Annotated in this window: 17 protein-coding genes and 1 tRNA gene; 7 read left to right on the top strand and 11 right to left on the bottom strand. The window is 65.4% G+C overall.

From position 1 onward, the window contains the following. Window positions 1–6 precede the first annotated feature (6 nt). On the bottom strand, window positions 7–522 hold the full coding sequence (locus tag AC5WEY_RS12155; RefSeq protein ID WP_495646082.1) for a putative immunity protein: 516 nt from the start codon (window positions 520–522) through the stop codon (window positions 7–9). A gap of 56 nt (window positions 523–578) precedes the next feature. Then, window positions 579–655, bottom strand: a tRNA-Met gene (locus AC5WEY_RS12150). A gap of 502 nt (window positions 656–1,157) precedes the next feature. Here AC5WEY_RS12150 and AC5WEY_RS12145 point away from each other — a divergent pair. Beyond that, entirely contained in the window at window positions 1,158–1,721 is a 564-nt protein-coding gene (locus AC5WEY_RS12145; RefSeq protein ID WP_495646081.1) for a transglycosylase family protein, read from the top strand. Between the two features lie 92 nt (window positions 1,722–1,813). Here AC5WEY_RS12145 and AC5WEY_RS12140 read toward each other — a convergent pair whose 3' ends face one another. Further along, entirely contained in the window at window positions 1,814–4,774 is a 2,961-nt protein-coding gene (locus AC5WEY_RS12140; protein ID WP_495646080.1) for a UPF0182 family protein, read from the bottom strand. A gap of 276 nt (window positions 4,775–5,050) precedes the next feature. Here AC5WEY_RS12140 and AC5WEY_RS12135 point away from each other — a divergent pair, with 276 nt between their 5' ends. After that, entirely contained in the window at window positions 5,051–5,629 is a 579-nt protein-coding gene (locus AC5WEY_RS12135; RefSeq protein ID WP_495646544.1) for a PPA1309 family protein, read from the top strand. Between the two features lie 26 nt (window positions 5,630–5,655). On the opposite strand, the gene AC5WEY_RS12130 is transcribed toward AC5WEY_RS12135, so the two are convergent. Next, on the bottom strand, window positions 5,656–6,681 hold the full coding sequence (locus AC5WEY_RS12130) for a YlbL family protein (protein WP_495646079.1): 1,026 nt from the start codon (window positions 6,679–6,681) through the stop codon (window positions 5,656–5,658). Between the two features lie 144 nt (window positions 6,682–6,825). Between AC5WEY_RS12130 and AC5WEY_RS12125 the strand changes: the two genes are divergently transcribed. The 3 genes from AC5WEY_RS12125 (at window position 6,826) to AC5WEY_RS12115 (ending at window position 10,633) form a co-directional block, all read left to right on the top strand. Further along, the gene (locus AC5WEY_RS12125; protein WP_495646078.1) at window positions 6,826–8,235 is read left to right on the top strand and encodes a zinc-dependent metalloprotease; all 1,410 of its coding nucleotides are present in this window, start codon (window positions 6,826–6,828) and stop codon (window positions 8,233–8,235) included. Window positions 8,236–8,357: 122 nt separating this feature from the next. Further along, window positions 8,358–9,242 carry a hypothetical protein gene (locus AC5WEY_RS12120; RefSeq protein WP_495646077.1) on the top strand — a complete coding sequence of 295 codons (885 nt, stop codon included), beginning with the start codon at window positions 8,358–8,360 and terminating at the stop codon, window positions 9,240–9,242. 80 nt (window positions 9,243–9,322) lie between these two features. After that, complete coding sequence (locus AC5WEY_RS12115; RefSeq protein ID WP_057477504.1) at window positions 9,323–10,633, top strand: ABC1 kinase family protein; 1,311 nt, start codon at window positions 9,323–9,325, stop codon at window positions 10,631–10,633. A 34-nt stretch (window positions 10,634–10,667) separates the two neighbouring features. On the opposite strand, the gene AC5WEY_RS12110 is transcribed toward AC5WEY_RS12115, so the two are convergent. The 3 genes from AC5WEY_RS12110 to AC5WEY_RS12100 all read right to left on the bottom strand — a co-directional run bounded on the left by AC5WEY_RS12110 (window position 10,668) and on the right by AC5WEY_RS12100 (window position 13,712). Continuing rightward, the gene (locus AC5WEY_RS12110) at window positions 10,668–11,003 is read right to left on the bottom strand and encodes a WhiB family transcriptional regulator (protein ID WP_495646076.1); all 336 of its coding nucleotides are present in this window, start codon (window positions 11,001–11,003) and stop codon (window positions 10,668–10,670) included. Between the two features lie 154 nt (window positions 11,004–11,157). Beyond that, window positions 11,158–11,454: a hypothetical protein gene (locus AC5WEY_RS12105; RefSeq protein ID WP_495646075.1), complete on the bottom strand. Its 297-nt coding sequence runs from the start codon at window positions 11,452–11,454 to the stop codon at window positions 11,158–11,160. 143 nt (window positions 11,455–11,597) lie between these two features. Continuing rightward, on the bottom strand, window positions 11,598–13,712 hold the full coding sequence (locus AC5WEY_RS12100) for an ATP-dependent DNA helicase UvrD2 (protein WP_495646074.1): 2,115 nt from the start codon (window positions 13,710–13,712) through the stop codon (window positions 11,598–11,600). 89 nt (window positions 13,713–13,801) lie between these two features. Between AC5WEY_RS12100 and AC5WEY_RS12095 the strand changes: the two genes are divergently transcribed. Next, complete coding sequence (locus AC5WEY_RS12095; protein WP_057477747.1) at window positions 13,802–14,071, top strand: mycoredoxin; 270 nt, start codon at window positions 13,802–13,804, stop codon at window positions 14,069–14,071. A gap of 7 nt (window positions 14,072–14,078) precedes the next feature. Here AC5WEY_RS12095 and nudC read toward each other — a convergent pair whose 3' ends face one another. Further along, entirely contained in the window at window positions 14,079–14,981 is a 903-nt protein-coding gene (nudC, locus tag AC5WEY_RS12090; RefSeq protein ID WP_495646073.1) for an NAD(+) diphosphatase, read from the bottom strand. 24 nt (window positions 14,982–15,005) lie between these two features. Continuing rightward, a complete protein-coding gene (locus AC5WEY_RS12085) occupies window positions 15,006–16,073 on the bottom strand; it encodes a potassium channel family protein (protein ID WP_495646543.1) in 1,068 nt (355 codons plus the stop codon). Window positions 16,074–16,178: 105 nt separating this feature from the next. Here AC5WEY_RS12085 and AC5WEY_RS12080 point away from each other — a divergent pair, with 105 nt between their 5' ends. Continuing rightward, window positions 16,179–16,565, top strand: a complete 387-nt coding sequence (locus AC5WEY_RS12080) for a DoxX family protein (RefSeq protein WP_495646072.1) — start codon at window positions 16,179–16,181, stop codon at window positions 16,563–16,565. Here the strand turns inward: AC5WEY_RS12080 and AC5WEY_RS12075 are convergent. Next, entirely contained in the window at window positions 16,540–19,947 is a 3,408-nt protein-coding gene (locus AC5WEY_RS12075) for an ATP-dependent helicase (protein ID WP_495646071.1), read from the bottom strand. The genes AC5WEY_RS12080 and AC5WEY_RS12075 overlap by 26 nt on opposite strands. After that, complete coding sequence (locus AC5WEY_RS12070) at window positions 19,944–23,255, bottom strand: ATP-dependent helicase (RefSeq protein ID WP_495646542.1); 3,312 nt, start codon at window positions 23,253–23,255, stop codon at window positions 19,944–19,946. Before AC5WEY_RS12070 ends, AC5WEY_RS12075 begins: the two co-directional genes overlap by 4 nt. Window positions 23,256–23,266 lie beyond the last annotated feature (11 nt).

The raw sequence follows: 23,266 nt of genomic DNA, 5'->3' as shown, positions 1-23,266 counted from the left end.
GGTTGATCAGTCGTCGAACACGGACCAGCAGATACTGTTTCTCTTCTTCTGGTCTTCCAGCACCAACTCACGCACGCTGTCCGGTAGTCGATTCCGCTGCCATCGGAGTTCCCCTCGCCCGGCACCTGTCTCCCTGCCGCTAGGTGCGGCGGCCTGGACCGCCTTGATCGCGTAGGCAGCCGCTCCGAGGTCGTGTTCGGGTACGTGTGCCACACACGCGGCTTGGCCGGCGGCGTAGGCAGCAAAGCGTGCAGCGCCGCTCAGGGGCCGTGCCGCACCCATACTGTGGCCGCCCAGGGCGCGGGTCGCCATCATCGCCAGTTCACCGCGTATCCACGCCCGAATGCCCTCGACTGCCTCACGCGGCCGCGAATCGGAAGGCTCCGCCGCCTCGAACAAGCCCAGCACGTGTTCCGCACACTCGGCGGCCCACAGCGCCAGGCTTCGATGGTCGTCGTCGGACAACAAGCCACCGCGGTGCACCGTGATCAACCGTGGGTCTCTGACGGCCGGGAGAATCATGCCCCGATAAGAACACGAAAAAGGTCCGAGACGATAGCCTCGGACCTTTTCCGTAGTGGTAGCGGGGACAGGATTTGAACCTGCGACCTCTGGGTTATGAGCCCAGCGAGCTACCGAGCTGCTCCACCCCGCGATGCATCTACGAAGTTACTCCCGCGCGTACGGCCAATGCAAATCACGTGACAATCGCGCGCCTCCCCGCCCGCCGAACGCATGCACTCGAGGCATTCCTTCCCCGCGTTTATCACGGCGAAGCGCGTGAAAAATAGTGCTCCGCGTCTCTTTTCGTGCGTGTTTCACCTCACATAACAGTCGGGTTACGAAGGGGAAACATTAGCGCTACGAGCCCAACTGAGCTGGCAAAAGACCCCCACCCTTCCCACCAGGTGGTCACAGGTCGTCCCAAAATCGCTCCGTGACGTTGAGTGAATCCTCGACTACCTTCACGGACGGCCCTAAACCGCTGGGCCTGCACCACCCCGCCGCTCCCTTTGCTCTGCCCCGCGGGTGTGGTCCCCAAGACGTACGGGGGCAGAGCCGCGACGATACGAAGTGCCTGGTCATTCTCGCCATCACACCGGCGAAACGATTGCAGGCCAGTCGCGCCAGTCGAGCGCGGAGAGGATTCACCCCGCATGACCACACAGAACAATTTCGGCAAGCGTGCACTCGGATTGGCCGCCATCGCAGGTGCCGCCGTAGCAATCCCCCTCGGCCTTTCTGCCGGAACCGCCAGCGCAGCCCCCCACAACTGGGACGGTGTCGCACAGTGCGAGAGCGGTGGCAACTGGAGCATCAACACCGGAAACGGCTACTACGGTGGCCTGCAGTTCTCGCAGAGCACCTGGACGGCCAACGGCGGTTCCGGATCGCCGGCCAACGCCTCCAAGGCCGAGCAGATCCGCGTCGCGGAGAACACCCTGCAGAGCCAGGGACCGGGCGCATGGCCCGTCTGCGGTCAGCAGCTGACCACCGGCACCTCGACTCCTGAGCCCGAGGCCGCGCCGGCACCGGCTCCCAAGGCAGCACCGGCTCCGGCACCCGCACCGGCCGTCGCACCGGAAGCTGCAGCCGTCACACAGGCTGCACAGGGCGCATTCGACGCGGCATCCAAGCTGGCCGACCAGTACGGCCTGAGCACTCAGTTCCAGCACCTCGTTGCTGCGAACGCCCCCGTGCTCGCTCCCATCGGACGCTGATCCCGAGCAGTTCACACGAGCTGCAGCTGCACAACGAAAGAGCCGCCTCACCGAAACGGTGAGGCGGCTCTTTCGCTCATGTCAGCGGGAGATCAGCTACCTGCGCGGTTGTATGCGTCGACGGCGGTCTGCAGATTCTCGAGTGCAGTGCCGAGGTCCGACAGGCTTCCACTCTGCTGCGCGGTGCGCACCGCGGCGAGAGCGGAATTCAAACCGGAGACGGCCGCATCCCGAGTCGTCGAGGAACCGGTGGCCGGTGCCGGAGTTGTCGACGGAGTACCGCCGTCGGACGGCGCCGTCTCCGGTACGGCACCCGGCTGGGTGGTGCCGTCGGTCTCACCGGGTGCGGTGACGGTCCGTCCGGCACCTGCTCCGAACACCTGCTCGATGGCTTCGGGCAGGGTAGCGGCATAGCCGACTCGACCCTCGTACGAGACCAGCACTCGAATCAACTGCGGGTACGCCGACGCCTCGTTGGTGCGCGAGGCGTATACGGGCTCCACATAGATCAACCCACCGTTGCCGACCGGCAGGGTCAGCAGGTTGCCGAACTCGACGGTGTTCTCACGACGGACGATGCCCAAGCTCTCGGAGACGTCCGTCGTTGTCGTCATCTGGTTCTGCACCTGATTCGGACCCTGGGTGGACGTATCCGTCGGCAACCTCAGCACGGTGATCTTGCCGTAGTTGTCCGGATCCGAATCCGCACTGACGTACGCGCCGAGCACTTCTCGACGGTAACCGACCAATGCACTGGTCAGCTGGAACGACGCCTGGTTCTCCTCCTTGGAGATATCGGACGCGACCACGTAGTACGGAGGCTGCTTGGCCGAGGTGTTCTCCGCCGTCGGGTCGGTCGGAACTTCCCAGAAGGCGTTGTTGGTGAAGAACTCTCGCGGATCGTTGACGTGGTACTTGGTGAGCAGCTCACGCTGGACCTTGAACAGGTCCTCCGGGTAGCGGAAGTGGTCGCGCAATTCGGGCGACACCTGGTCCTTCGGGATGACGGTCCCGGGGAACACGCCCTCCCACGCCTTGAGCACCGGATCGCTCTCGTCCTGCTCGTAGAGCTTGACGGTGCCGTCGTAGGCATCGACAGTGGCCTTGACCGAGTTTCGGATGTACGACACTTCCTGGCTCGGCAGCGCACGCGTCGTGGTCGACTCGATGCTGTCGGCAGTGGCGTCTTCGAGTGACATCCGCTGGGCGTACGGGAAGTTGTCCAACGTGGTGTATCCGTCGATGATCCAGACCAGCTTGCCCTCGACGATCGCCGGGTAGGTCGAGCCGTCGGTGGTGAGCCAGGGAGCGACCTTCTGGACGCGGTCTCGAGGATCCCGGTTGAACAGAATCTTGGATTGATCGCCGATCACGCTCGAGAACAGGATGTTGCGCTCGGCATACTTGCTCGCGAACACCAACCGGTTGAAGAAGTTCCCGACGTCCACGCCCGCTGCACCGTCGTAGGTGTAACTCTTGCTGTCCGTGTCGTACTCGCGGGGCTCGCCGGTGGAACCGACGATCGAGTAGTCGGCGTCGGAGTTGGCGATGACCGGTCCGAAGTAGATACGCGGCTGATCGAGGTCGCCGGGGCCGTCCTTGCGAATCGTGCCCTCGGAATCGTTCTCGATCCAGTTCACCTGATAATTCGGGTAGCCGCCCCGCCCACCGCTGGATTCGTCGGCGACGGCTTCGTCGACGGAGTTGGCGGGTGCTGCCACGAAGCCGTTTCCGTGAGTGAACACCGTATGGCGGTTGATCCAGTCACGCTGGTTCGCGTCGAGCGTCTGCGGTGAGATCTCGCGCGCGGCAACAACGTAATCGCGTAGGTTGCCGTCGGCATCCGGGTAACGGTCCACAGCCAGCGTGTCGGGGAATCCGTAGAAGTTACGGATCTGACGCTGCTGGGTGAAGGTGGGTGCAAGGATGTTCGGATCGAGGAGACGGATGTTGGACATCGTCGCCGATTCCGACGCCACCTCACCGGGGCTCAGGGCCGCTTCACCGGAGTAGTCCCGGTAAGTGACCACGTCATCGGTCAACCCGTAGGCGGACCGGGTGGCCGCGATGTTGCGCTCGATGTACGTGCTCTCCTTGTCGGCCGCGTTCGGACGCACCGAGAACTGCTCCATCACCAACGGCCAGACTGCACCGATCAGGATGGACGAGAGCACCAGCAGCGCCGTGGCCAACGCCGGAATCCTGAGGTCGCGCAGGAAGATTGCGGAGAAGAATGCGATCGCGCAGATCACTGCGATGGCCAAGAGGATGAGTTTCGCCGGCAACACGGCGTTGATGTCGGTGAATCCGGCACCGGTGAAGGTCGGCTCCTTGCGACCGCTCGACAACAACGTGTACCGGTCGAACCAGTACGCGACGGCCTTGAGCAGAACGAAGCTGCCGGCGATGACAGCGAGTTGAATTCGCGCCGAGCGGGTCAGTGCACCTTCGCGTCCGGCGAGCCGGACTCCGCCGAACACGTACTGCGTCACCAGGTTCGCGAAGAAGGCCACCACGATGGCAACGAACAACCAGTTCAGAATGAATCGATAGAACGGCAGGTCGAACGAGTAGAACCCGACGTCCAGTCCGAACTGCGGGTCGGTCTGACCGAAGTCCCCGCCGTGCAGGAAGAGCTGCACGGTCACCCAATTGGTCTGGGCGATCATGCCGGACAGGAAGCCGAACACCACCGGAATTCCGATACCGAACAGGCGCAACCGGCTCATCACCGTCGTGCGGTACCGCGCGATCGGATCGTTGGGACCGGCCACCGGCACGAACACCGGACGGTTGCGGTATGCCAACAACAATGCCGCGAACACGATGAGTCCGACGACCAGAGCGACGACGAGGAATATCACCAATCGCGTCAGCAGAGTAGTGGTGTACACGCCACGGAAGTCGACTTCGCCGAACCACAGCCAGTTGGTGTACATGTCGATCAGACGGGGACCGATGAGCAGCAGACCTGCCGCTACCAAGGCCAGTACGAGCAAGATCCGGCTTCGCCGCGACAACGACGGCATACCGGTGGGGGGCCTCATGCCCACGAGCCACACTCCAACTTCAGGCGACGCCGACGGCGCCGCAGATAACCGAGGCGGTGCACATTCCGTGCACCGCATGTCCGTTTCGCCCTACTGTACGTACGTTGATCCTACGGCCGCGACGCCCGTACCGCGGCCGCTGTCGACCGCAGGTCAGGAGGGTCGGCATCCGTAGAACGATCCGGATGCGAGGATAGTGCCGTGAGCAACGACAGTGACGGACTGCCCGGCCGAGACGATTTCGGTGACGAGTTCGACCCCGAGTCCGGTGGACAGGATGTGTCGGACGCTTTGGCCCGGTGCGCGCGCGAAGTGGCGGATTTCGTCGACGCAGGCGGATGGCACCAGGCCCCCCAGATGTTCGCCTTGGTACCCACAGCAACTCTGGCAGCAGCCGAACCCGGTCTGCTGGACGATCTGGCCGACGGCGCTGCCCTGACTCCGATTCAGCAACACTCGCTCCCGGAGGACATCACGGGCGGCTCTCCCGCCCTCGACGAATTCCTTGCCACCTCGACGTGGCCCGAGGGTGTCGTCGGATGCGCTCTGGTGCAAGAGATCGTCGTACTTCCTCCGGCCGCCGAATCGACCCTCGACGATGCCTTGATGCCGTTACTCGCCGATCCGGACGCAGCAGACCGGGCGGCGCGCTCGGCCGCCGAGAACCATCCCGAGAAGCGGGATGCACGGTTGATCGTCGCGGTCGTCAAGGACGGCCCATCCCTGACGCTGCTGCAATTACACCCCGACGAGGACGCCGACCCCTTCGCGCCGATCGATCTTCGCATCGCAGAAAACCTGGCACCCAACGTCGTTCATGGGCTCTACGCCACGTTCGACACCGTCGAAGACGACTAGCGGCGGCGTCCACCCCGAGAGACGGATCAGCTGCAGGACGGCGCGTCGGCACCTGAGCCGATCGCCTGCAGAGACTGGACAGCACTGTCCAACGATTCGACACGCACCAGGCGGAGTCCGTCGGGGACGTTCTGCAGTGCCTCACCGCAGTTCGCATCCGGAACCAGGAACGTGGTGGCTCCCGCTTCCCGGGCAGCGATCAGTTTGTACGGAATGCCGCCGATGGGGCCGACCGTGCCCTCGCCATCGATGGTTCCGGTACCTGCGACGAACTCCCCGTTGCTCAATTCACCAGGGCTGAGCTTGTCCACCACGGCGAGGCTGAACATCAACCCGGCCGAGGGCCCGCCCACGTCCGCGAGGTTGAACTTCACCTCGAACGGGACGTCGGGCTGCTCTTCGGGAGTGACGCCGAGGTAGCCCTTGGATGCGTCGTCGGGCCGCCCGCCCAGAACCACCGCACTCGTCTGCGTCGTACCGTCTCGCACGTACTCGATGTCCAGCGAATCGCCCGGCGCTCGGGCGCTGACGGCCTCACGCACTGCCGACGCGGTGGCTACCGGGCTGCCGCCGACCGAGACGAGCGTGTCCCCCACGTTCAGCACCCCGGCGGCGGGCCCATCCTCGGCCACGCTCGCCACAGCCAACGACACCGGCAGATCCAGGTGGTGCAGAGCGGCAAGTTCGGCGCTGGATTCGGACTCCTCGAAATCCGCTTGGTTGCCCTCCTGCACTTCTTCCTTGGACTTGTCCGGCGGATAGACCTCCTCGCGCGGAACGAGGCCTTGACGGCCGCTCGCCCAGAAACCGATGGCCTCGAACAGATTGAGCTGATCCCGGACGGCAACAGTCGTCATGTTCAGATTCCCCGCCGTCGGATCGACTTCGGTTCCGTCGATCTGCACCACGGGCACTCCGTCGACATCGCCGAGGGTGTTGTACGTGGGGCCGGGGCCGAGAGCGGCGAACGGAACGGTGACGACCGATCCGGTGACGCCCAGCACCACCACCGGTACCAGCGCAGCGACAAGAGTGGCGATCCTTCGGTTCACTCGGTAGACACTAGATCCGAACGCGCCGGGCCGCCGATACCGCCCCTGCCGGAGCCTGTCACACGCAGCGACGAGCGTGATCTGTTCGCCGTCAGCGTGACGATCTTCCGCGCTCCGCGTGCACATGGCTTGTACCGTTGAGACATGAGCAATTTTGGTTTCGGTGCTTCCGACGACGATCCGGACAAGAAGAAGGATCCGGACGGTTCGGGCAACCCCGCCGGTTTCGGCTTCGGTGCGGAGGGGTTCGACCCTGCCCAGCTGGGCCAGATGCTCACCCAGTTCGGTCAGATGCTCAGTGGCATGGGCACTGCCGGCGGGACCGGTTCCGGACCGGTCAACTACGACTTGGCCAAACAGCTGGCCCGTCAGCAGATGGGTGACTTCAGCCCGGTATCGGCAGGCGAGCGAGAAGCCATCACGGATGCCGCACACCTGGCCGAGCTGTGGCTCGACGGGGCGACGACCCTGCCTGCCGGTGCTACCAAGACGGCTGCATGGACACCGGTCGACTGGCTGGACAACACGATCGAGACCTGGAAGCGACTGTGCGATCCCGTCGCCGAGCAAATTTCGGGGATGTGGACATCCGGTCTTCCCGCCGAGGCCCAGCAGATGGCCGGACCCATGATGGGCATGCTGACGCAGATGGGCGGAATGGCCTTCGGCTCGCAGCTCGGCCAGGCACTCGGTCAGCTCTCCAAGGAGGTACTCACCTCCACCGACATCGGCCTACCGCTCGGACCGTCGGGCACAGCGGCGTTGCTGCCGTCGGCCATCGCGTCGTTCAGTGAGGGACTCGAGCAACCCGAGCGCGAGGTCTTGGTGTTTCTCGCGGCGAGGGAAGCCGCGCACCAGCGGCTCTACAGCCATATTCCATGGCTGCGGCAGCGGGTTCTGGCCACAGTCGAGGAGTATGCGCGCGGGATCCGAATGGACTTCTCGGCAATCGAGGAGGCAGCGGCGGGCCTCGACCCGTCCGCGCTGACCGATCCGTCGAAGATCGAAGCAATTCTGCAGCAGGGTGCCTTCGAGCCGCAGACGACGCCGGAGCAGAAGCATGCTCTCGAGCGTCTGGAAACACTCCTGGCCCTGGTCGAAGGATGGGTCGAGACCGTGGTCGCAGCTGCGCTGGGCGACCGACTGCCGGGGGCTGTGGCACTCGGCGAGACCATCCGCCGCCGTCGGGCCTCCGGCGGCCCGGCCGAGCAGACCTTCGCCACGTTGGTCGGCCTCGAACTGCGTCCACGAAAGGTCCGCGAGGCAGCAGACCTATGGCGCCAGCTCCTCGCCGCAGCCGACATCGAGGGACGCGACGGAGTGTGGGCGCATCCAGACCTGCTGCCCGACTCGTCGGACCTGGACAACCCTGCATCGTTCATCGACCGCGTAGTCGGTGGTGGAACGTCGAACTTCGACGACCCGATCGCCCAGCTCGAGGCGATGGAGGCCAAAGAACGCGCAGAAGCCGAACAGGCCGCGGGCAAGGACGACCAGAACAAAAGCGACGACAGCAGCGACGACGATCCCGAAAAGGGTTCATCCACAAGCTGACCGGGCAGTTTTCGCTCGAGTTCCGCTTCTCCGTCGAACGCCTGCTCGGAGGCACTGCACCCCTGTGGATAACGTGCCCCGGGCGGGAGTTCGCGGAAGTGATCGCTGTCAGAGTGTGATTCATGATCACACCGACCGTTCGACTCGATCCCGCGGTGGCGATACTGCCTCGACGGGACGGCACCGTTCAACTGGGCTGGAGCCCCGAGACCAGCGTTGTCGTCACTCCGCCTCCCGGGGCCGAGCCGGGTTCGATACTCGAAGTCCTTCGGCTCCTCGCCGCCGGCCGGTCGAGACCTCATATCGTCTGTCACGCAATGACATTGGGGCTCTCCGCCAACCGAACGTCGGCGATGCTCGGCGAGTTGGAGGAATCCGGGTTGCTGATGCACGGAACGAACATGCCCGCCGTGTCGCAGCACGTGACGCCGGACGCGCCCGGGACGGTGCGCACCGTCCACCTCATGGGGCGTGGACCGCTGTCGGACGCGTTGGCGTCGGGCCTGAGTCGAACCAGCGCAGCGGTCAGCCGGTCGAGCCTGACGCCTACTCGCTACCCACAGTCCACCGTGAATGCGTGGACCTACGACATCGTCGTACTCGCCGACGATCTGGTCGCCGAGCCGCGATTGGTGACCGATCTGGTCCGTCTACGCATCCCACATCTGCAGGTGCGGCTGCGGGACGGGAAGGGTGTGGTCGGCCCCTTCGTCCTGCCAGGCCGAACGAGTTGCCTGCGGTGCGCAGATCTGACTCGCTGCGACCTCGACCCCGAATGGCCACACCTGTCGGCTCAGCTGCTCGGTACCGTCGGTCATGCCAGCAGCGCGACGGTGCTGGCCACGGCGGCATTTGCATTCGCCCAGCTCGAGCCGCTCATCGGTCGCTCCGACGGGTCGATGCCCGAAACCGCCGACTGCACCATGGAGTTGAATCTCGCAGCGCGTGCAGCCACGGTGCACAAAAGACTGTGGCGCAAGCACCCGCACTGTGATTGCTGGCATTGATCGAGGCGATCACCTCGGTCGATACAGGTCGTAATACGCGGGTCCGAGCAATTGTCGGAAGGTTCAGCCATGATGGAGTCGTGTCTGACATACCGCGCCGTGGATCGACTCGTACTGCAAAACTGGCCAGCATCCCACTGGGAATGGCGGGGCGTGCTGCCATGGGCTTCGGCAAGAAGCTCGCCGGCGGAAATCGCGACGAGATCGATGCGGACATGGCCGCGAAAGCTGCGGAACAGCTCTTCTCCGTTCTCGGCGAGCTCAAGGGCGGTGCCATGAAGCTGGGGCAGATGCTCTCGGTGATGGAAGCCGCAGTTCCCGAGGAGTATTCCGAGCCGTACCGGGAAGCCCTCACCAAGCTCCAGGCGCAGGGCCCGCCCATGCCGGCGAAGACGGTCCACACAGTGCTGGATCAACAACTCGGAACAGCGTGGCGATCACGCTTTCTCGATTTCGACGACACAGCTATCGCCTCGGCGAGCATCGGCCAGGTGCACCGGGCCACGTGGTCGGACGGACGCGACGTCGCAGTGAAGATTCAGTATCCCGGTGCCGACGCTGCATTGCGCTCCGACCTCAAGACTCTGTCGCGTTTCGCGAACCTGTTCAGCACCGTGCTCGCGGGGACCGACGTCAAGCCGGTGCTCGAAGAGCTCACGGCCCGCACCGAGGACGAGCTCGACTACCGTATCGAGGCCTCGAATCAGCGGGCGTTCAGCAAGGAGTTCGCGGGCGATCCGCAATTCGCAATTCCCAAGATTGTTGCCAGTGCGCCCAAAGTCGTTGTCAGCGAATGGATGACGGGTCGACCGTTGGCCGACGTCATAGCCAGCGGTACGGCCGAGGAACGTAACCGGGCAGGCGAGCTCCTGGCCCTGTTCGCGTTCGTCTCACCCGCTCGGGCGAAGTTGTTGCACGCCGACCCACATCCAGGCAACTTCATGATGCTCGACGACGGGCGCATGGGCGTCATCGATTTCGGTGCGTGCGCTCCGATGCCCGACGGTCTGCCACCCGTTCTGGGCCGGATGGTGTCGCTCGCGCGGGACGAGAGGTTCGAGGAACTGGTGGTGTTGTTCACCGAAAGCGGCTTCGTGGTGCCCGGCCGAACGGTGACAGAGAAGGAAATTGCGGACTACCTACGCCCCTTCACCGACCCGATCCACACCGAGTCGTTCCACTTCACCCGCGCGTGGTTGCAGAAGGCTGCAGGTACTGCCGCGGATTTCAACAGTGCTCAGTTTCGCACTGTTCGAGCACTGAACATGCCCGCCGAATACGTGATGATCTTCCGCGTTCTCGGTGGACTGGTAGGAATCTGCGCCCAGCTCGACGCCTACGCGCCGTACATGGCAATCCTCACCGAGTGGTTACCCGGCTTCACCGACTGAACGATGCGGTGAAGCCGGGTATCCGTTCCGGAGATCATGCTGCGTTCTTGCGTGGTCGTCCGCGAGGACGTTTCCGGGCGATGACCACTCCTTGATCGAGGATCTCTCCGCCCCACACACCCCAGGGCTCGGCACGGTCCAATGCCGCATCCAGGCAGGTACGCCTGATGGGGCACTGAGCGCACAGCGCCTTCGCCTGCTCGAGCTCGGCAGGGGTGTCGGCGAACCACATGTCGGGGTTCGCCGCTCGGCAGGGTACGGACAGCTGCAGTTGGGCCAGTTCGGTCGAGCCTATTCCAGTGGAACACTGTGCAGCGTAGGCACTTTCGGACTCCGGTCGGCATGTCGTCCGGATCGTGGCGGTTGACACGTCGGTCTCCTCTACTTTTCGTGCGGCGTCGTTGTCGGTTCGAGGGATGATGCGAACCATGTCGGCCTCACGTACGGGTAGAGGAACTACCTGAACGAGAAAGGCCACGGTCCGCGAGTGCGGGTCCGTGGCCTGGTGGGGCTTGTCGAAGCGTTTACCGACAGTGAAGTCGGTATCTGCTGTCGAGCACGGACGCACGTGGTGCGCGGTGACGGCGGGCTGCCTGAGCAACGGCTTTCGCTCCTGGTGCCAGGGCGACCTGGGCGGAATGCGACCCGTAGGCCGCCGAAGCGGTCTGGTGCATCGGGCCGAAAGCGGAGGAGCGGATCCACGTCGGATCAACCGAGTCAGCGGCTGCGCCTGCAGCGGGAGTGCCGATGGGCGCGGTATCGAGGACAGGGCTGAGTGCGACGGTTGCATCGGCAACGGTGGCGTCGAAAATGTTGATCATTTCTCTTCAGCTCCTGTTCTGGTCTCGAAGGCGGATTGGGCAGTGCGCGGTCTCCCGCGACACGAGAAACAGACTAAGCCCCCCGCCGATATCTGCACAAGTTATTTTTGACCAGCAGTTTTCGGCTATTTCTACCCGCCCGGTCAACTGTCCGTTTCACGCACGACGGCGAGTACGTCCTCGCCGAACCGCTCCAACTTCTTGGCACCGATTCCGGGGATGGCGACAAGTCCTCGCTCGTCCTGCGGCTGCTGCTCGGCGATGGCAGTGAGCGTGTTGTCGCTGAACACCACGTACGCCGGCACCTTCAATTCACGGGATTTGTCCAGTCGCCATGACTTCAGGGCGTCCAACAGGGCGATGTCGACGTTCGACGGACAGCTTTCGCATCGACCGAGCATGGTGGCGGACGTACCGATCAACGGCTTCCCACACAACCGGCACTTGGGTCCTGATTTCTTGGCAGCGGGTGCCGCGATACGCGAGGCGGGCGAATCCTCGGGCACGAGACCGATGAGAAACCTCGACCGCCGGCGCGACTTGCGCCCACCCTCGTTGCGGGCGAGCGCCCAGGACAGATGCAGGTGGACTCGGGCGCGCGTGACACCGACGTAGAGCAGTCTGCGCTCCTCCTCGATCGCGGCCTCGTTGTTGGCGCTGGGGTCGTTGCCGATGGCGTGCGAGATCGGCAGAGTTCCGTCGGCGAGACCGACGATGAACACTGCGTCCCACTCCAAGCCCTTCGCCGCGTGCAAGGAGGCCAGCGTCACACCCTGCACCGTCGGAGGATGCCGCGCCTCGGCACGCGCAGCCAGCTCCCCCAGCAACTTCTCGAGGGTCAGGTCCGGCTCGTGAACGAGAAGTTCCTCGGTGAGCTGCACCAGACCACCCAACGACGCCCACTTCTCGCGGGCCTGTGCACCGGTCGGCTCGGCCGCCGTCAGGCCGAGCGGGGCAAGCACGGCCCGCACCAGAGCCGTCAGGCCGTCGCCGGACTGTGCGACGTCGGGGAGATCGTCACAACCGGCTGCCTGCCGCAGCGCGTTGACTCCCTGCCGCACTTCCGGTCTGGTGAAGAAGCCCTCGCCGCCGCGCACCTGATACGGAATCTTCATCTCGGTCAACGCCTGCTCGTGCGCCTCCGACTGAGCGTTGATGCGGTACAGAATCGCGATCTCGGCCGGCTCGACCCCCTTCGCGATCAGCCTCTTGACCGCGCGCGCCACTCCGTCGGCCTCCGCCGGTTCGTCGTCGTACTCGAAGAATTCCGGCTCGGGCCCTTTCTCCCGCTGACCGATCAATTGCAACCGGGTGCCGGCAATACGTCCGCGAGCGGCACCGATGACACGATTCGCCAGCGACACCACCTCCGGCGTCGACCGGTAATCACGTTCGAGCCGAACCACCGTGGCCTCGGGATACTTGCGAGAGAAGTCGAGCAGATAGCGGGGGGACGCGCCGGTGAACGAATATATGGTCTGGTTCGCATCCCCGACGACGGTGAGATCGTCACGATCGCCCACCCAGGCGTCGAGCACCCGTTGTTGCAGCGGTGTCACGTCCTGGTATTCGTCGACGACGAAGCAGCGATACCGCTCGCGGAACTCGTCGGCCACCGACGAGTGCTCTTCCAGAGCTGCGGCCGTGTGCAGGAGGAGGTCGTCGAAATCGAGCAACATGCCGTCCCCGCCTCGAGATTTCAGCTCCTCGTACCCGGCGTACACGGCAGCGACCTTGGCGGCATCCATCGGGACGTCGCGGCGATTGCTCGCCGCGATACGCGGGTAATCCTCGGGCGCGATCAACGAGCCTTTGGCCCACTCGATCTCACCTGCCAGATCACGGATCGCGTCGGTCGAGGTCGACACTCCGGCGCGATTCGCCGCCTGGGAAACAACGGTGAACTTGCGATCGAGCAGCTGCCAGCCGGTGTCTCCGACGACCTGCGGCCAGAAGTACTTGAGTTGCCGCATCGCCGCGGCGTGGAACGTCCGGGCCTGCACGGGAGGCCCCTCTCCCCCGACCCCGAGCTCACGGAGGCGACCTCGCATCTCGCCCGCAGCGCGAGCGGTGAACGTCACCGCGAGCACCTGCCCCGAGGAGACATGCCCCGCCGAGACCAAGTGCGCTATGCGTCGAGTGATCGTGCGCGTCTTGCCCGTGCCGGCACCGGCGAGAACGCAGACCGGGCCACGTGGAGCCAATACCGCCGCGGATTGCTCCGGATCCAGTCCGGTGGTCATCGCGTCGTCAGCCATGTGGACCATTGTGTCAGTGCGCACCGACAGTTCCGCCCGGGCCCGAGCCTGCCGGAACAACGGCGTCGGTGCTCCTGTTGACTCTTGACGTGACCACTACCGAGAACACTCAGCAGACCCCAGCCGCACTCACCGTCTACTCCACGACGTGGTGCGGATACTGCCGCCGACTCAAGACTCAGCTCGACGAGGCGGGAATCACATACGCCGAGATCGACATCGAGCAGAACCCCGAAGCGGCCGAGTTCGTCGGAAGCGTGAACAACGGTAACCATGTGGTGCCGACCGTCCTCTTCGCCGACGGCTCGACCGCAACCAATCCCGGTCTCGCCGAGGTCAAGCGCGCGCTGTCGCTCTGATCCGACGTCAGGCCGTGGCCGCCCACGCTTCGAGCATTCCGCGCGCGATCGAGATGGAACCGGGAAGTAGCAATCGGGAGCTCGACTCCGATCCCCAGTCGCCCAGTTCCAGCGCCGCGACCACCTCGGCTCGATCGAACCAGTGGGCTTCGGCAATCTCGCCGTCCTGGAAAAGCAAGGGCTGCTCCGGGTCGGCGACGGCCGAGAACCCGATCATCACCGAACGCGGGAACGGCCACGGCTGGCTGCCCAGGTAGTCGATGTCGGAGACGTCGAGGCCGACTTCTTCCTTGATCTCCCGTGCCACACACGTTTCGAGCGATTCGCCGGCCTCGACGAAGCCCGCAAGAACCGAGAACCGCCGCTCGGGCCAGGCCGGTGCACGAGCCAGCAACACCCTGTCGACGCCGTCGTGGACCAGGCAGATGACTGCGGGATCGGTACGGGGAAATTCCTCGTGACCGGTGGACGTACTGGTGCGAGACCACCCCGCATTCGACGGCACCGACGGCGCGCCGTCGAGTGAGCTGAACTGTGCGCTCGCATGCCAATTGAGGATCGCCAACGCGCCGGTCACCATCGACAGTGCAGTGCTGTCCAAGCGATCACCGTCGGTACGCAGATCCCCGAGCGTGCCGTCCACGATCTCCACCCGCCTGGTCCATAGGTACCGGTCCCCGTGGATCCCGAGAAAGACCGCATCGGCCGTGGGCTCCGGCGCAACATCCACGGCGGGGGTGAGGATCAAACCGTCCTCGTCCACGCCGAATCTGCCTCTGCCGTCGACATTCAGTAGTCGGCCGGTCGACCAGCCGGCTGCAAGCGCGGCGGTGTCTCGGCGTAGTTCCTCGGCCCTGTTCAGGGGTGACCGAGAGAGGCGAGGTGGGTGAGCGAGGTGGAATTTCGGCACGCTCGGAACCCTACTCGGACTTCGTTACTCACCCACACGACGGATGTACAGGAGGCGATCGGACGCCTCGACGGCATCGACTTCCGGAGTGCCGACCCGGAACAGTTTGCCGCCCCGCACGACTCCGAGCACGATGTCGGTGAGATGCCGTGGAGAGCCGCCCACCTCGTCGCGCTCGACTTCGCGCTCAGCGATCGCGAAGCCTGCCTCCGGCGTCAACAAGTCCTCGATCATCTCCACCACGGACGGTGTGGAGGTCGCGATGCCGAGCAACCGACCCGCGGTCTCCGAGGACACGACCACGGAATCGGCACCGGACTGACGCAGCAGGTGGGTGTTCTCCGCTTCTCTGATGGCCGCGACGATCTTGGCCTTGGGAGCGATCTCACGAGCGGTCAGAGTCACCAGTACAGCGGTGTCGTCTCGGTTGGTCGCGACGATGATGGCCGACGCGTGCTGGGCTCCGGTGAGTCTGAGCACGTCCGACTTGGTCGCCGAACCGTGGACGGTGACCAGGCCCAGGGCCGACGCGGCATCGAGCACCGTCTGATCGGTGTCGACCACAACGATGTCGGAGGCCGGTACACCGTCTCCGAGCATCGCGTCGACTGCGGTCCGGCCCTTGGTGCCGAAACCGATGACCACGGTGTGATTGCGCACGCTGCGTCTCCATCGCTGAATTTTGAATGCTTGTCTGGACCGCTCGGTGAGAACCGACAGCGTCGTTCCGACCAGCAGAATGAGGAACAGAACCCGAAGTGGTGTGATGACAAGAATGTTGGTGAGCCGCGCCGACGGGCTCATCGGTGCGATGTCACCGTATCCCGTCGTGGACAGCGACACCGTGGCGTAATAGAACGCGTCCAGAAAGGACAGTTCGCCGTTCTGGTTGTCGCTGTAACCGTCGCGGTCGAGGTACACCACGAACGCTGCGAGAAACAGAATGCCCAGCGCCATCAGTACGCGTTTGTAGATCGCGCTCCACGGGCTCGATTCGAGCTCCGGGACTCGGAGCACTCCCACGAGCGCGAAGTCGGGCTTGTCGGTCAGCGCGCCACTGTCGCTCAGGCGCGCACGCAACCTACCTGCCACGTCGCCCGCCGAAGTGTGCGCAGAAGTCGAGATCATTCACGGCACGCAGCGTAACCCCGCGCGACGGATCCGTGCCGACGACTCGGGATGTGGCACGGTAAGTGCATGACACAGCGATCGAGTCAGGCAGCCGCACTGCGCCTCGCCGGACTGCTCACCGGAGCCGGCATCCTTCATTTCGTCACGCCGACGTTCTTCGACGCGCAGGTTCCGACGGCACTGCCGGGTTCGGCTCGCACGTACACCCAGGTCTCGGGCGTCGCCGAGCTCGCGGTGGCCGCGACCTTGGCTGCTCCGTCGACGCGCCGCGTGGGAGGCGCGCTGGCGGCCGCCCTGTTCGTTGCGGTCTTTCCCGCCAACATCAACCTCGCGTGGAAGTACGTGCAGAGCTCCAAGACGTCACCGGCGCTCAAAGCAGCCATGATCGCCCGCCTCCCGTTGCAGATCCCGTTGGTCACCGAGGCTCTCAAGGCTCGCCGGAACGCGCCGTAGCGTCGATCGGCGTCGACACGGCCGGACCCTCGAGAAGTTCGGCCAAAGCTGTTGCGTCCGGGAGGTTCTCGGGCGAGATGGTGTGACCGCTGCGGACATAGTGGAACGCCGCGCGGACGCGGTCCAGCGACACCGGTTCTGCCTGCCCGATCGACATCAGCTCGGCCCACGCCAATCGGTAGGCCGCGAGTTGCATCGCCACTGCCTGCTGTTCCGACGCCGTCGGCTCTGCACCGGTCTTCCAGTCGACGACGGTCCAGCCGCCGTCGGGGTCTGCGAACACGGCGTCGATTCGGCCGCGCAGCACCGTGCCCGCCACGGACGTCTCGAACGGAACCTCGACCTCCACGGGGCTGCGCAACGACCATTCCGAGTCCAGGAACGCCTGCTGCAACGTCTCCAGGTCGACGTCGGCCGACGCACCGGTATCGGCCGAGCCCGGCAACTCGTCGAGGTCGAGCAATCGAGTTGCGCCGAACCGCCGCTCGACCCAGGCGTGAAATGCAGTTCCTCTGCGCGCCAACGGATTCGGAGGAAAAGGCAACGGCCTACGAAGTCGCGACGCCAGGCCATCGGGATCCGCGGCCAGGTCCACCAACTGGGTCACCGACAGGTTGCCCGGTAGGGCCACGTCGACTCCTGAAACCGACCTCGCTGCCCGCTCGGCCAGCAGGGTCCGGACGTCGGCAGCCCAGTTCTCCGGGTCGTCCAAGTTCGGGTCGTCAGTGCTGTCAGTCGAATCGAGCTGCGCTGCCGGACCATCCGACAGTGCTCGTAGCACCTCCTGCGCGCCGCTCTCGACCGCATCACGTCTGGGTCCGAGCGGGTCTCGCGGCCAGGACGCCGTGTGCGGTACCGCTCCGAGTGGGTTCTCCACTCCGTCCTCCGGAGCCGGGGCCCACTGCTCGATCACAGCTGCGGCGTCGTCGGATTCGCTGACCTGCCTGTGCAGTTCGTCGAGAAACTCCGACGGCCCACGCGACTTCGTCGACGTTTGGTCCCAGTGGTGCGCGGACACCAACAGCACCCGTTCGGTTCTGGTCAGAGCAACGTAGAACAGTCGCCGGTCCTCGGCGAGCCGACGCCGGGCGAGCGCGTCCTTGTGGTTCTTTACCGCATCCTCCAGGTCCTTCCGGTTGTACAGCTGGTCGAGCTCGAGAACCGGAACGCCCTCGGAGCCCTCACCGTCCAGCGCGCGATCACCGCGCAGCGACGGCGGTAGTTCGGCCATGGCACCGAGCCAGGTCGAGGACGCGTTCGACGACGGGAACACGCCCTTCGCCACGTGCGGCACGGCCACGACCTCCCATTCGAGGCCCTTCGCGGAGTGGACGGTGAGCACCTGAACTCGGTGTGGGGCGACGTCGACCTCGCCGGGCGCGAGGCCGTCCTCGACCGTCTCCGCGGCAGCGAGGAACGACAGGAATCCGGTCACTGTGGCGGTGGGATTGTCTGCGTAATCGGCCACCACGTGGGCGAATGCATCCAGATGTTCGCGGCCGACTGCCCCGTCGATACCGATCGGTGTTCGGGCTTGCGCTTCGACACCGATGTTCATGACCCGCTCTATGTCGCCGACCAATTCCGTCAGCGGTTGCCCTATCCGGTCGCGCAGGAGGTGCAGTTCACCCGCAAGGGCGACGATCCGCCGGTGGCCGACCTCCGAGTACCGCTCCGCCGGACCCGGGTCGGCTATGGCGTCTGCCAGCCCCGCTTGCTCGGACTGCTCGCCGGGCAGTGCGCTGCCGAGCGCGGCATCCAACGTCTCGGAGTCGTCGACCCGACCCGTGGTGCCGTAGCCGCTGCGGATCTCGAGTTCTCGGGCGCGCTGGGAGAGGGCCCGCAGATCCGTCGGCCCGATCTGCCATCGAGAACCGGTGAGGATGCGCACAGCGGAACTGCCTGCAGTCGGGTCGGCGACCAGTCGCAGCATCGCAATGATGTCGGCCACCTCGGGAACATGCAGCAAGCCGCCGAGACCGACGACCTCCACCGGCAATCCGCGGCTGCGCAGTACCTCTGCGATCGGTTCGGCATCGGCGTTGCGTCGCACCAGAACTGCCGCGGTGGGCGGTGGCCGATCCTGCTCCAGGGCCGAGCGGTACTCCCCCGCGATCCGGTCGGCAATCCACTCGCGTTCGTCGAGAACGGTATCGGTGACGGCAATTCGGACGTCCCCGGGAACAGCTCCCGGACGGGCCCGCAGAGTCGGCACCGGAACACCGACGCGGCGTAGCGGATCGGTGATCAGGTTCGCGAGAGTCAGCGCCTCGGGCGGATTTCGCCAGCTCGTGAGTAGTTCCAGTCGAGGGGCGGGGCCACCGTCGGCCTGCGGAAAGTCGGTGGCGAACCGTGGCAGGTTCGCGGCCGAGGCACCGCGCCAGCCGTAGATCGATTGCATCGGATCGCCGACCGCCGTCAACGCCAAGGTGGGGTCGCCGCCGGATCCGAAGAGCGACGACAGCAGGACGCGTTGGGCATGCCCGGTGTCCTGGTATTCGTCGAGCAGCACCAACCGAAAACGTTGCCGTTCGGCTGTTCCTACCTCGGCATGCTCGGCCGCGACCCGCGCCGCCATCGACATCTGCGAGCCGAAATCCAGTGCGCCCTCCCGGCGCAGAGTCTGGCCCAGCCGTTCCACCAACGGCAACAACCCGATTCGTTGATGCTGCGCGTCGAGGATGTTCAACAGCTCTTTGGTCGGGCCGCCGCGTTGTCGCGGGCCAGGCCCGAGCGTGTGTACCAGTTTCTCCAACTCCACGTGTGCGTGGCGCAGCTCATCGGGATCGACGAGATGCTCGGCCAACTGGCCCGAGAGCGCCAGTACCGCCTCGGTCACCGACGTGGGGTTTCGGTCGGTGTCCAGGTCGCCGTCCCACGTGCTGACGACGCGGTGCGCCAGCTGCCACAGTTCGGTTTCCGAGAGCAGTGTCGCGGACGGTTCGATCGGCAGCAGCAAGCCGTGCTCGGTGAGCAGTCGGCCTGCGTAGGAGTGATACGTGCTCACTTCGGGCTCGGCACCGAGAATCCGTTCACGCAGTGCCAGACTGGGATCGAGTGCGCGCACCAGATCGGATCCGGCCAGCCGAGCCAGCCGCGCCCTGATCCGAGACGTCAACTGCTGCGCGGCCTTTCGCGTGAAGGTCAGGCCGAGCACCTGGTCCGGGTCGACGAAACCGTTGGCCACCATCCACACCACACGGGCGGCCATCGTCTCGGTCTTGCCCGCCCCCGCTCCTGCCACCACGAGCATGGGGCCGGGCGGGGCCGCGATCACCGCAGCCTGCTCGTCGGTCGGCGGATGCTTCTGTCCCAGTGCCCGGGCGAGCTCGACCGGCGACACCCGCACCGAACCGGTCCGCTTCTTTGTCGGTGTCGTCACTGCTCGGTCACCTGCCGTCCCGTCTCGTGTGCCGGGCAGCTGGACTTGACCGGGCAGTGCCTGCAGCCATCGTTCACGCGCGCTTCGAATGTCGGCCCCTGTGTTGCCGATGCGGCCTGGTGCACGGTGTCCCGCCACTCCTCGAGTCTCTCCGGTGTCGGAACTTCCTGTACGCGCTGAGTCGCCCCGTCCTTGTTGTGCGGTTTGGCAACGAACACCAGCCGGGCTCCGCCGGGTTCGCCCGCGGGCTCGCCCTCGATCGCACCGGCTGCAGCAGCAACCTGATAGGTGGCCAGCTGGTGGTGGTTTCGTGCGTCCTCCTTCGACATGACGGTCTTCGCCGTCTTGACGTCGATGATCACCGGCCGACCGTCCGGGTCGTGTTCGAGTCGGTCGATTCGTCCGCGCAACGCCACCGCCGGCTCGTCCTCCGACCGGGCGTCCAGAATTCCCTCGACCCGCACTTCGACGCCGGCCTCGGTGAGCTCACCGCGACTGCCCTGTAGCCAATTCTCGAACGTCTCGAGCATCGCTCCGGTTCGATCGAGCTCGTGTCGTGAGTACCACTGCGACCCCAGATCCACAGCATCCCATGCTGTTTCGAGCGCGCGGCGAAGCTGCTCGGGTGGCATACGACCGGCCACCGCCTGCACCAGGGTGTGCACGAGGGTTCCGGTGACCGCATGGGTGTTGGCACCGTCGTTGCCGCCGTGCCGTTCGAGCATCCACCGCAGCGGGCACGTGGTGAGCTGCTCCACTGTGGACGGAGACAACGGCACCGGACCGTCCCCGAGCTGCCACAAGGGCTCGGCATTGCTGAGCCCTGCCACCCCGAACCACTCGTCCGGATGCGCGCCTCGGACACCGGCGTCCGCGAGAGTTGCCAGATGGCGAGCAGCCCGGGCTCGCTTGTCCGGATCGTGTTCGGCAACGACTGGATCGCACACGACACTGCGCAGCTCGGCAACCAGCATCGGCAGCGCCAACACCCGATGTGCGGACTCGGGCGCTTCGAGCGGAAGGAGGGACTCGCCGTCGACGTCCACCCCGCGCAGTTCGTCGACGAAGCGAGAACGAACGAGGTCGGCATCGCCGGTACTGGAATCGACGGCAGTGACGAGCAGAGTCGATCGAGCTCGACTGCACGCGACCAGAAACAGCGTGCGCTCCTCGGCGAGCAGGGGTGCCGATTTCGACAGCCGCCCGTCGAGTGCTGCTCCGGCGTCGAACTTCCCGGACACGAGGTCGATCAGCGTGTCGGTCCCGAGCAGGCTTCCGCGCGCTCGAAGGCCCGGCCACAGGCCTTCCTGAACCCCGGCCACCGCAACGAGCTCCCATTCCCGACCCGCAGCCGAATGCGCACTGAGCAGGGTGACGGCATCGGCCCGAACCGTGGGTCGATGGGAGCTCAGCGTGGGAATCTCCTGCTGCGCAATGTAATCGAGAAATCCACCGATCTGCGCGCGCGGCAGCCTGTCGACATAGGCTGCCGCCGCATCGAACAAAGCAACCACAGCATCGAGGTCACGGTCTGCCTGGGCACCGGCCGAGCCACCCCACGCCGACGCGCCGGCCCACCGACGTTCGAGACCCGTCGCCTGCCACGCTGCCCACAACACGTCCTCGACACCGCGGCCCGTCCGGGCAACCGCCCTGGCCTTCCGGATTACGCCGAGTGCTTTGCGCAGCGGCGCTGACTCCACATCCGACAGTCCGCCGAACCCCTCGTTCTTTCCGCGGGAATCGTCGGTGAGAACGCCCCTGAGAAGTTCGGCGGAGTCGCGTTCACCGCCCGATGCGAGCTCGAGTCTTCTCATGCCCCTACGCAATCGACGAAGACCGACCGGATCGGCTCCGCCGATCGGCCCGGACAGCAATGCCAGTGCGTCTTCACCGTCGAACGTCGGATCGGAAATCGCACGGAGTACCAGCAGTAGACCCACCGCCCCGTGCTGGCGATGCAGCGGAAGCTCCGAGGTGGGCGTGACCATCGGAACACCCGCTGCGTGCAGCGCCCGGCGCAGCGGTGCGACGGTCCTCGGCACCGACCGCACGACGATGGCCATCTCGGACCACGGCACCCCGTCGATCAGGTGGGCCCGTCGCATGGCGTCGGCGATGATCGCGGCTTCTTTGGCCGGCGAGGACGCAACATGCACTCGTCCCGAAGGGTTCCCGAATCGGGCAACGGCCACCGGTTCGGGACACCGGTGCCGGCCGAGCCCGGGCAATCGCCCTGCCACGATGTCGGTCAACTCGGCAACCTCCGACACGGATCGGTGATTGCGCGTCAGCACTACTCGCCGTGGCGAATCGACCTCGACCAGGTCGGCCACGAATGTGGGATCGGCACCACGAAACGTGAACACGGATTGATCGGGATCCCCCGCGACGACGGTCGATTCGGTATCGGTACCGATCAGCCGAACCAATTGTGCCGCTTGAGGATCGAGGTGTTGCGCGTCGTCGACGACGAGGTGGCGGATGCGGGCACGTTCACTGCGCAGAAGATCCGGATCGGTGGCGAAGGCCATCAGAGCGGCACCGATTAGCTCTGCGGCATCCAGACCGGGTGCCGTGGCTCCCGCAGCTTCGACGCCCACTGCCCCGCGCAGCAACATGGCCTGCTCGTACCGAGCGGCGAATCGTCCGACGGCAATCCACTCGGGTTTGCTGTGCTTGCGACCGAGTTTGACGAGGTCTTCCGGCCCGATTCCGCGTTCGGCGGACCTGAGCATCATGTCTCGCACAGCGGTCACGAACCCTGAGGTGCCGAGTGCCGGACGCAACCGCTCCGGCCACTCGGCGGCACCGTCCTCGAGGTCGCCCCTCAGCATCTCGCGCACCACGGCGTCCTGCTCGGCTCCGGTCAGCAGCCGCGGTGGCGGGTTGCCGTAGAGAGACGCTTGCAGCCTGAGCACCGCGAAGGCATAGGAGTGCACAGTACGTACCAACGGTTCGCGTGTCGCTCTCAGCGCGTGGTCTCCACTGAAGAGGCCGGAGGTGATCACCTCACGCACCGCGGTGGCCGCCCGTTTGGACTGGGTTAGCACCAGAACCGATTCCGGATCCCCGGAGACGATGCGCGAGACCGCGTAGTCGGCGACGAGCGATGTCTTTCCCGTTCCGGGTCCACCGAGTATCTGCCACGGATTCCACCGGGGCGCACCCTGCGCCGCCTCCGACGCCGAATTCGGTCGGGACGACAACAGCCGAGCGGCCGCGCCGGCCCACGTGCGGGCGGGAAGATCCACCTTGGGTGCCCGGACGAGGGTGACCGTCGCGCCGTGTCTGCCGTCCGTGCTCATGGGTACAGATG

This window comes from Rhodococcoides sp. S146-33, from assembly GCF_059489205.1.
The sequence above is the reverse complement of the archived record's forward strand: the minus strand, read 5'-3'. Positions and strand labels throughout refer to the sequence as shown.

Coding starts and splice junctions, on each gene's coding strand:
- AC5WEY_RS12155 (WP_495646082.1), bottom strand. CDS start 522: ATGATTCTCCCGGCCGTCAGAGACCCACGGTTGATCACGGTGCACCGC.
- AC5WEY_RS12145 (WP_495646081.1), top strand. CDS start 1,158: ATGACCACACAGAACAATTTCGGCAAGCGTGCACTCGGATTGGCCGCC.
- AC5WEY_RS12125 (WP_495646078.1), top strand. CDS start 6,826: ATGAGCAATTTTGGTTTCGGTGCTTCCGACGACGATCCGGACAAGAAG.
- AC5WEY_RS12120 (WP_495646077.1), top strand. CDS start 8,358: ATGATCACACCGACCGTTCGACTCGATCCCGCGGTGGCGATACTGCCT.
- AC5WEY_RS12105 (WP_495646075.1), bottom strand. CDS start 11,454: ATGATCAACATTTTCGACGCCACCGTTGCCGATGCAACCGTCGCACTC.
- AC5WEY_RS12100 (WP_495646074.1), bottom strand. CDS start 13,712: ATGGCTGACGACGCGATGACCACCGGACTGGATCCGGAGCAATCCGCG.
- AC5WEY_RS12080 (WP_495646072.1), top strand. CDS start 16,179: ATGACACAGCGATCGAGTCAGGCAGCCGCACTGCGCCTCGCCGGACTG.
- AC5WEY_RS12070 (WP_495646542.1), bottom strand. CDS start 23,255: ATGAGCACGGACGGCAGACACGGCGCGACGGTCACCCTCGTCCGGGCA.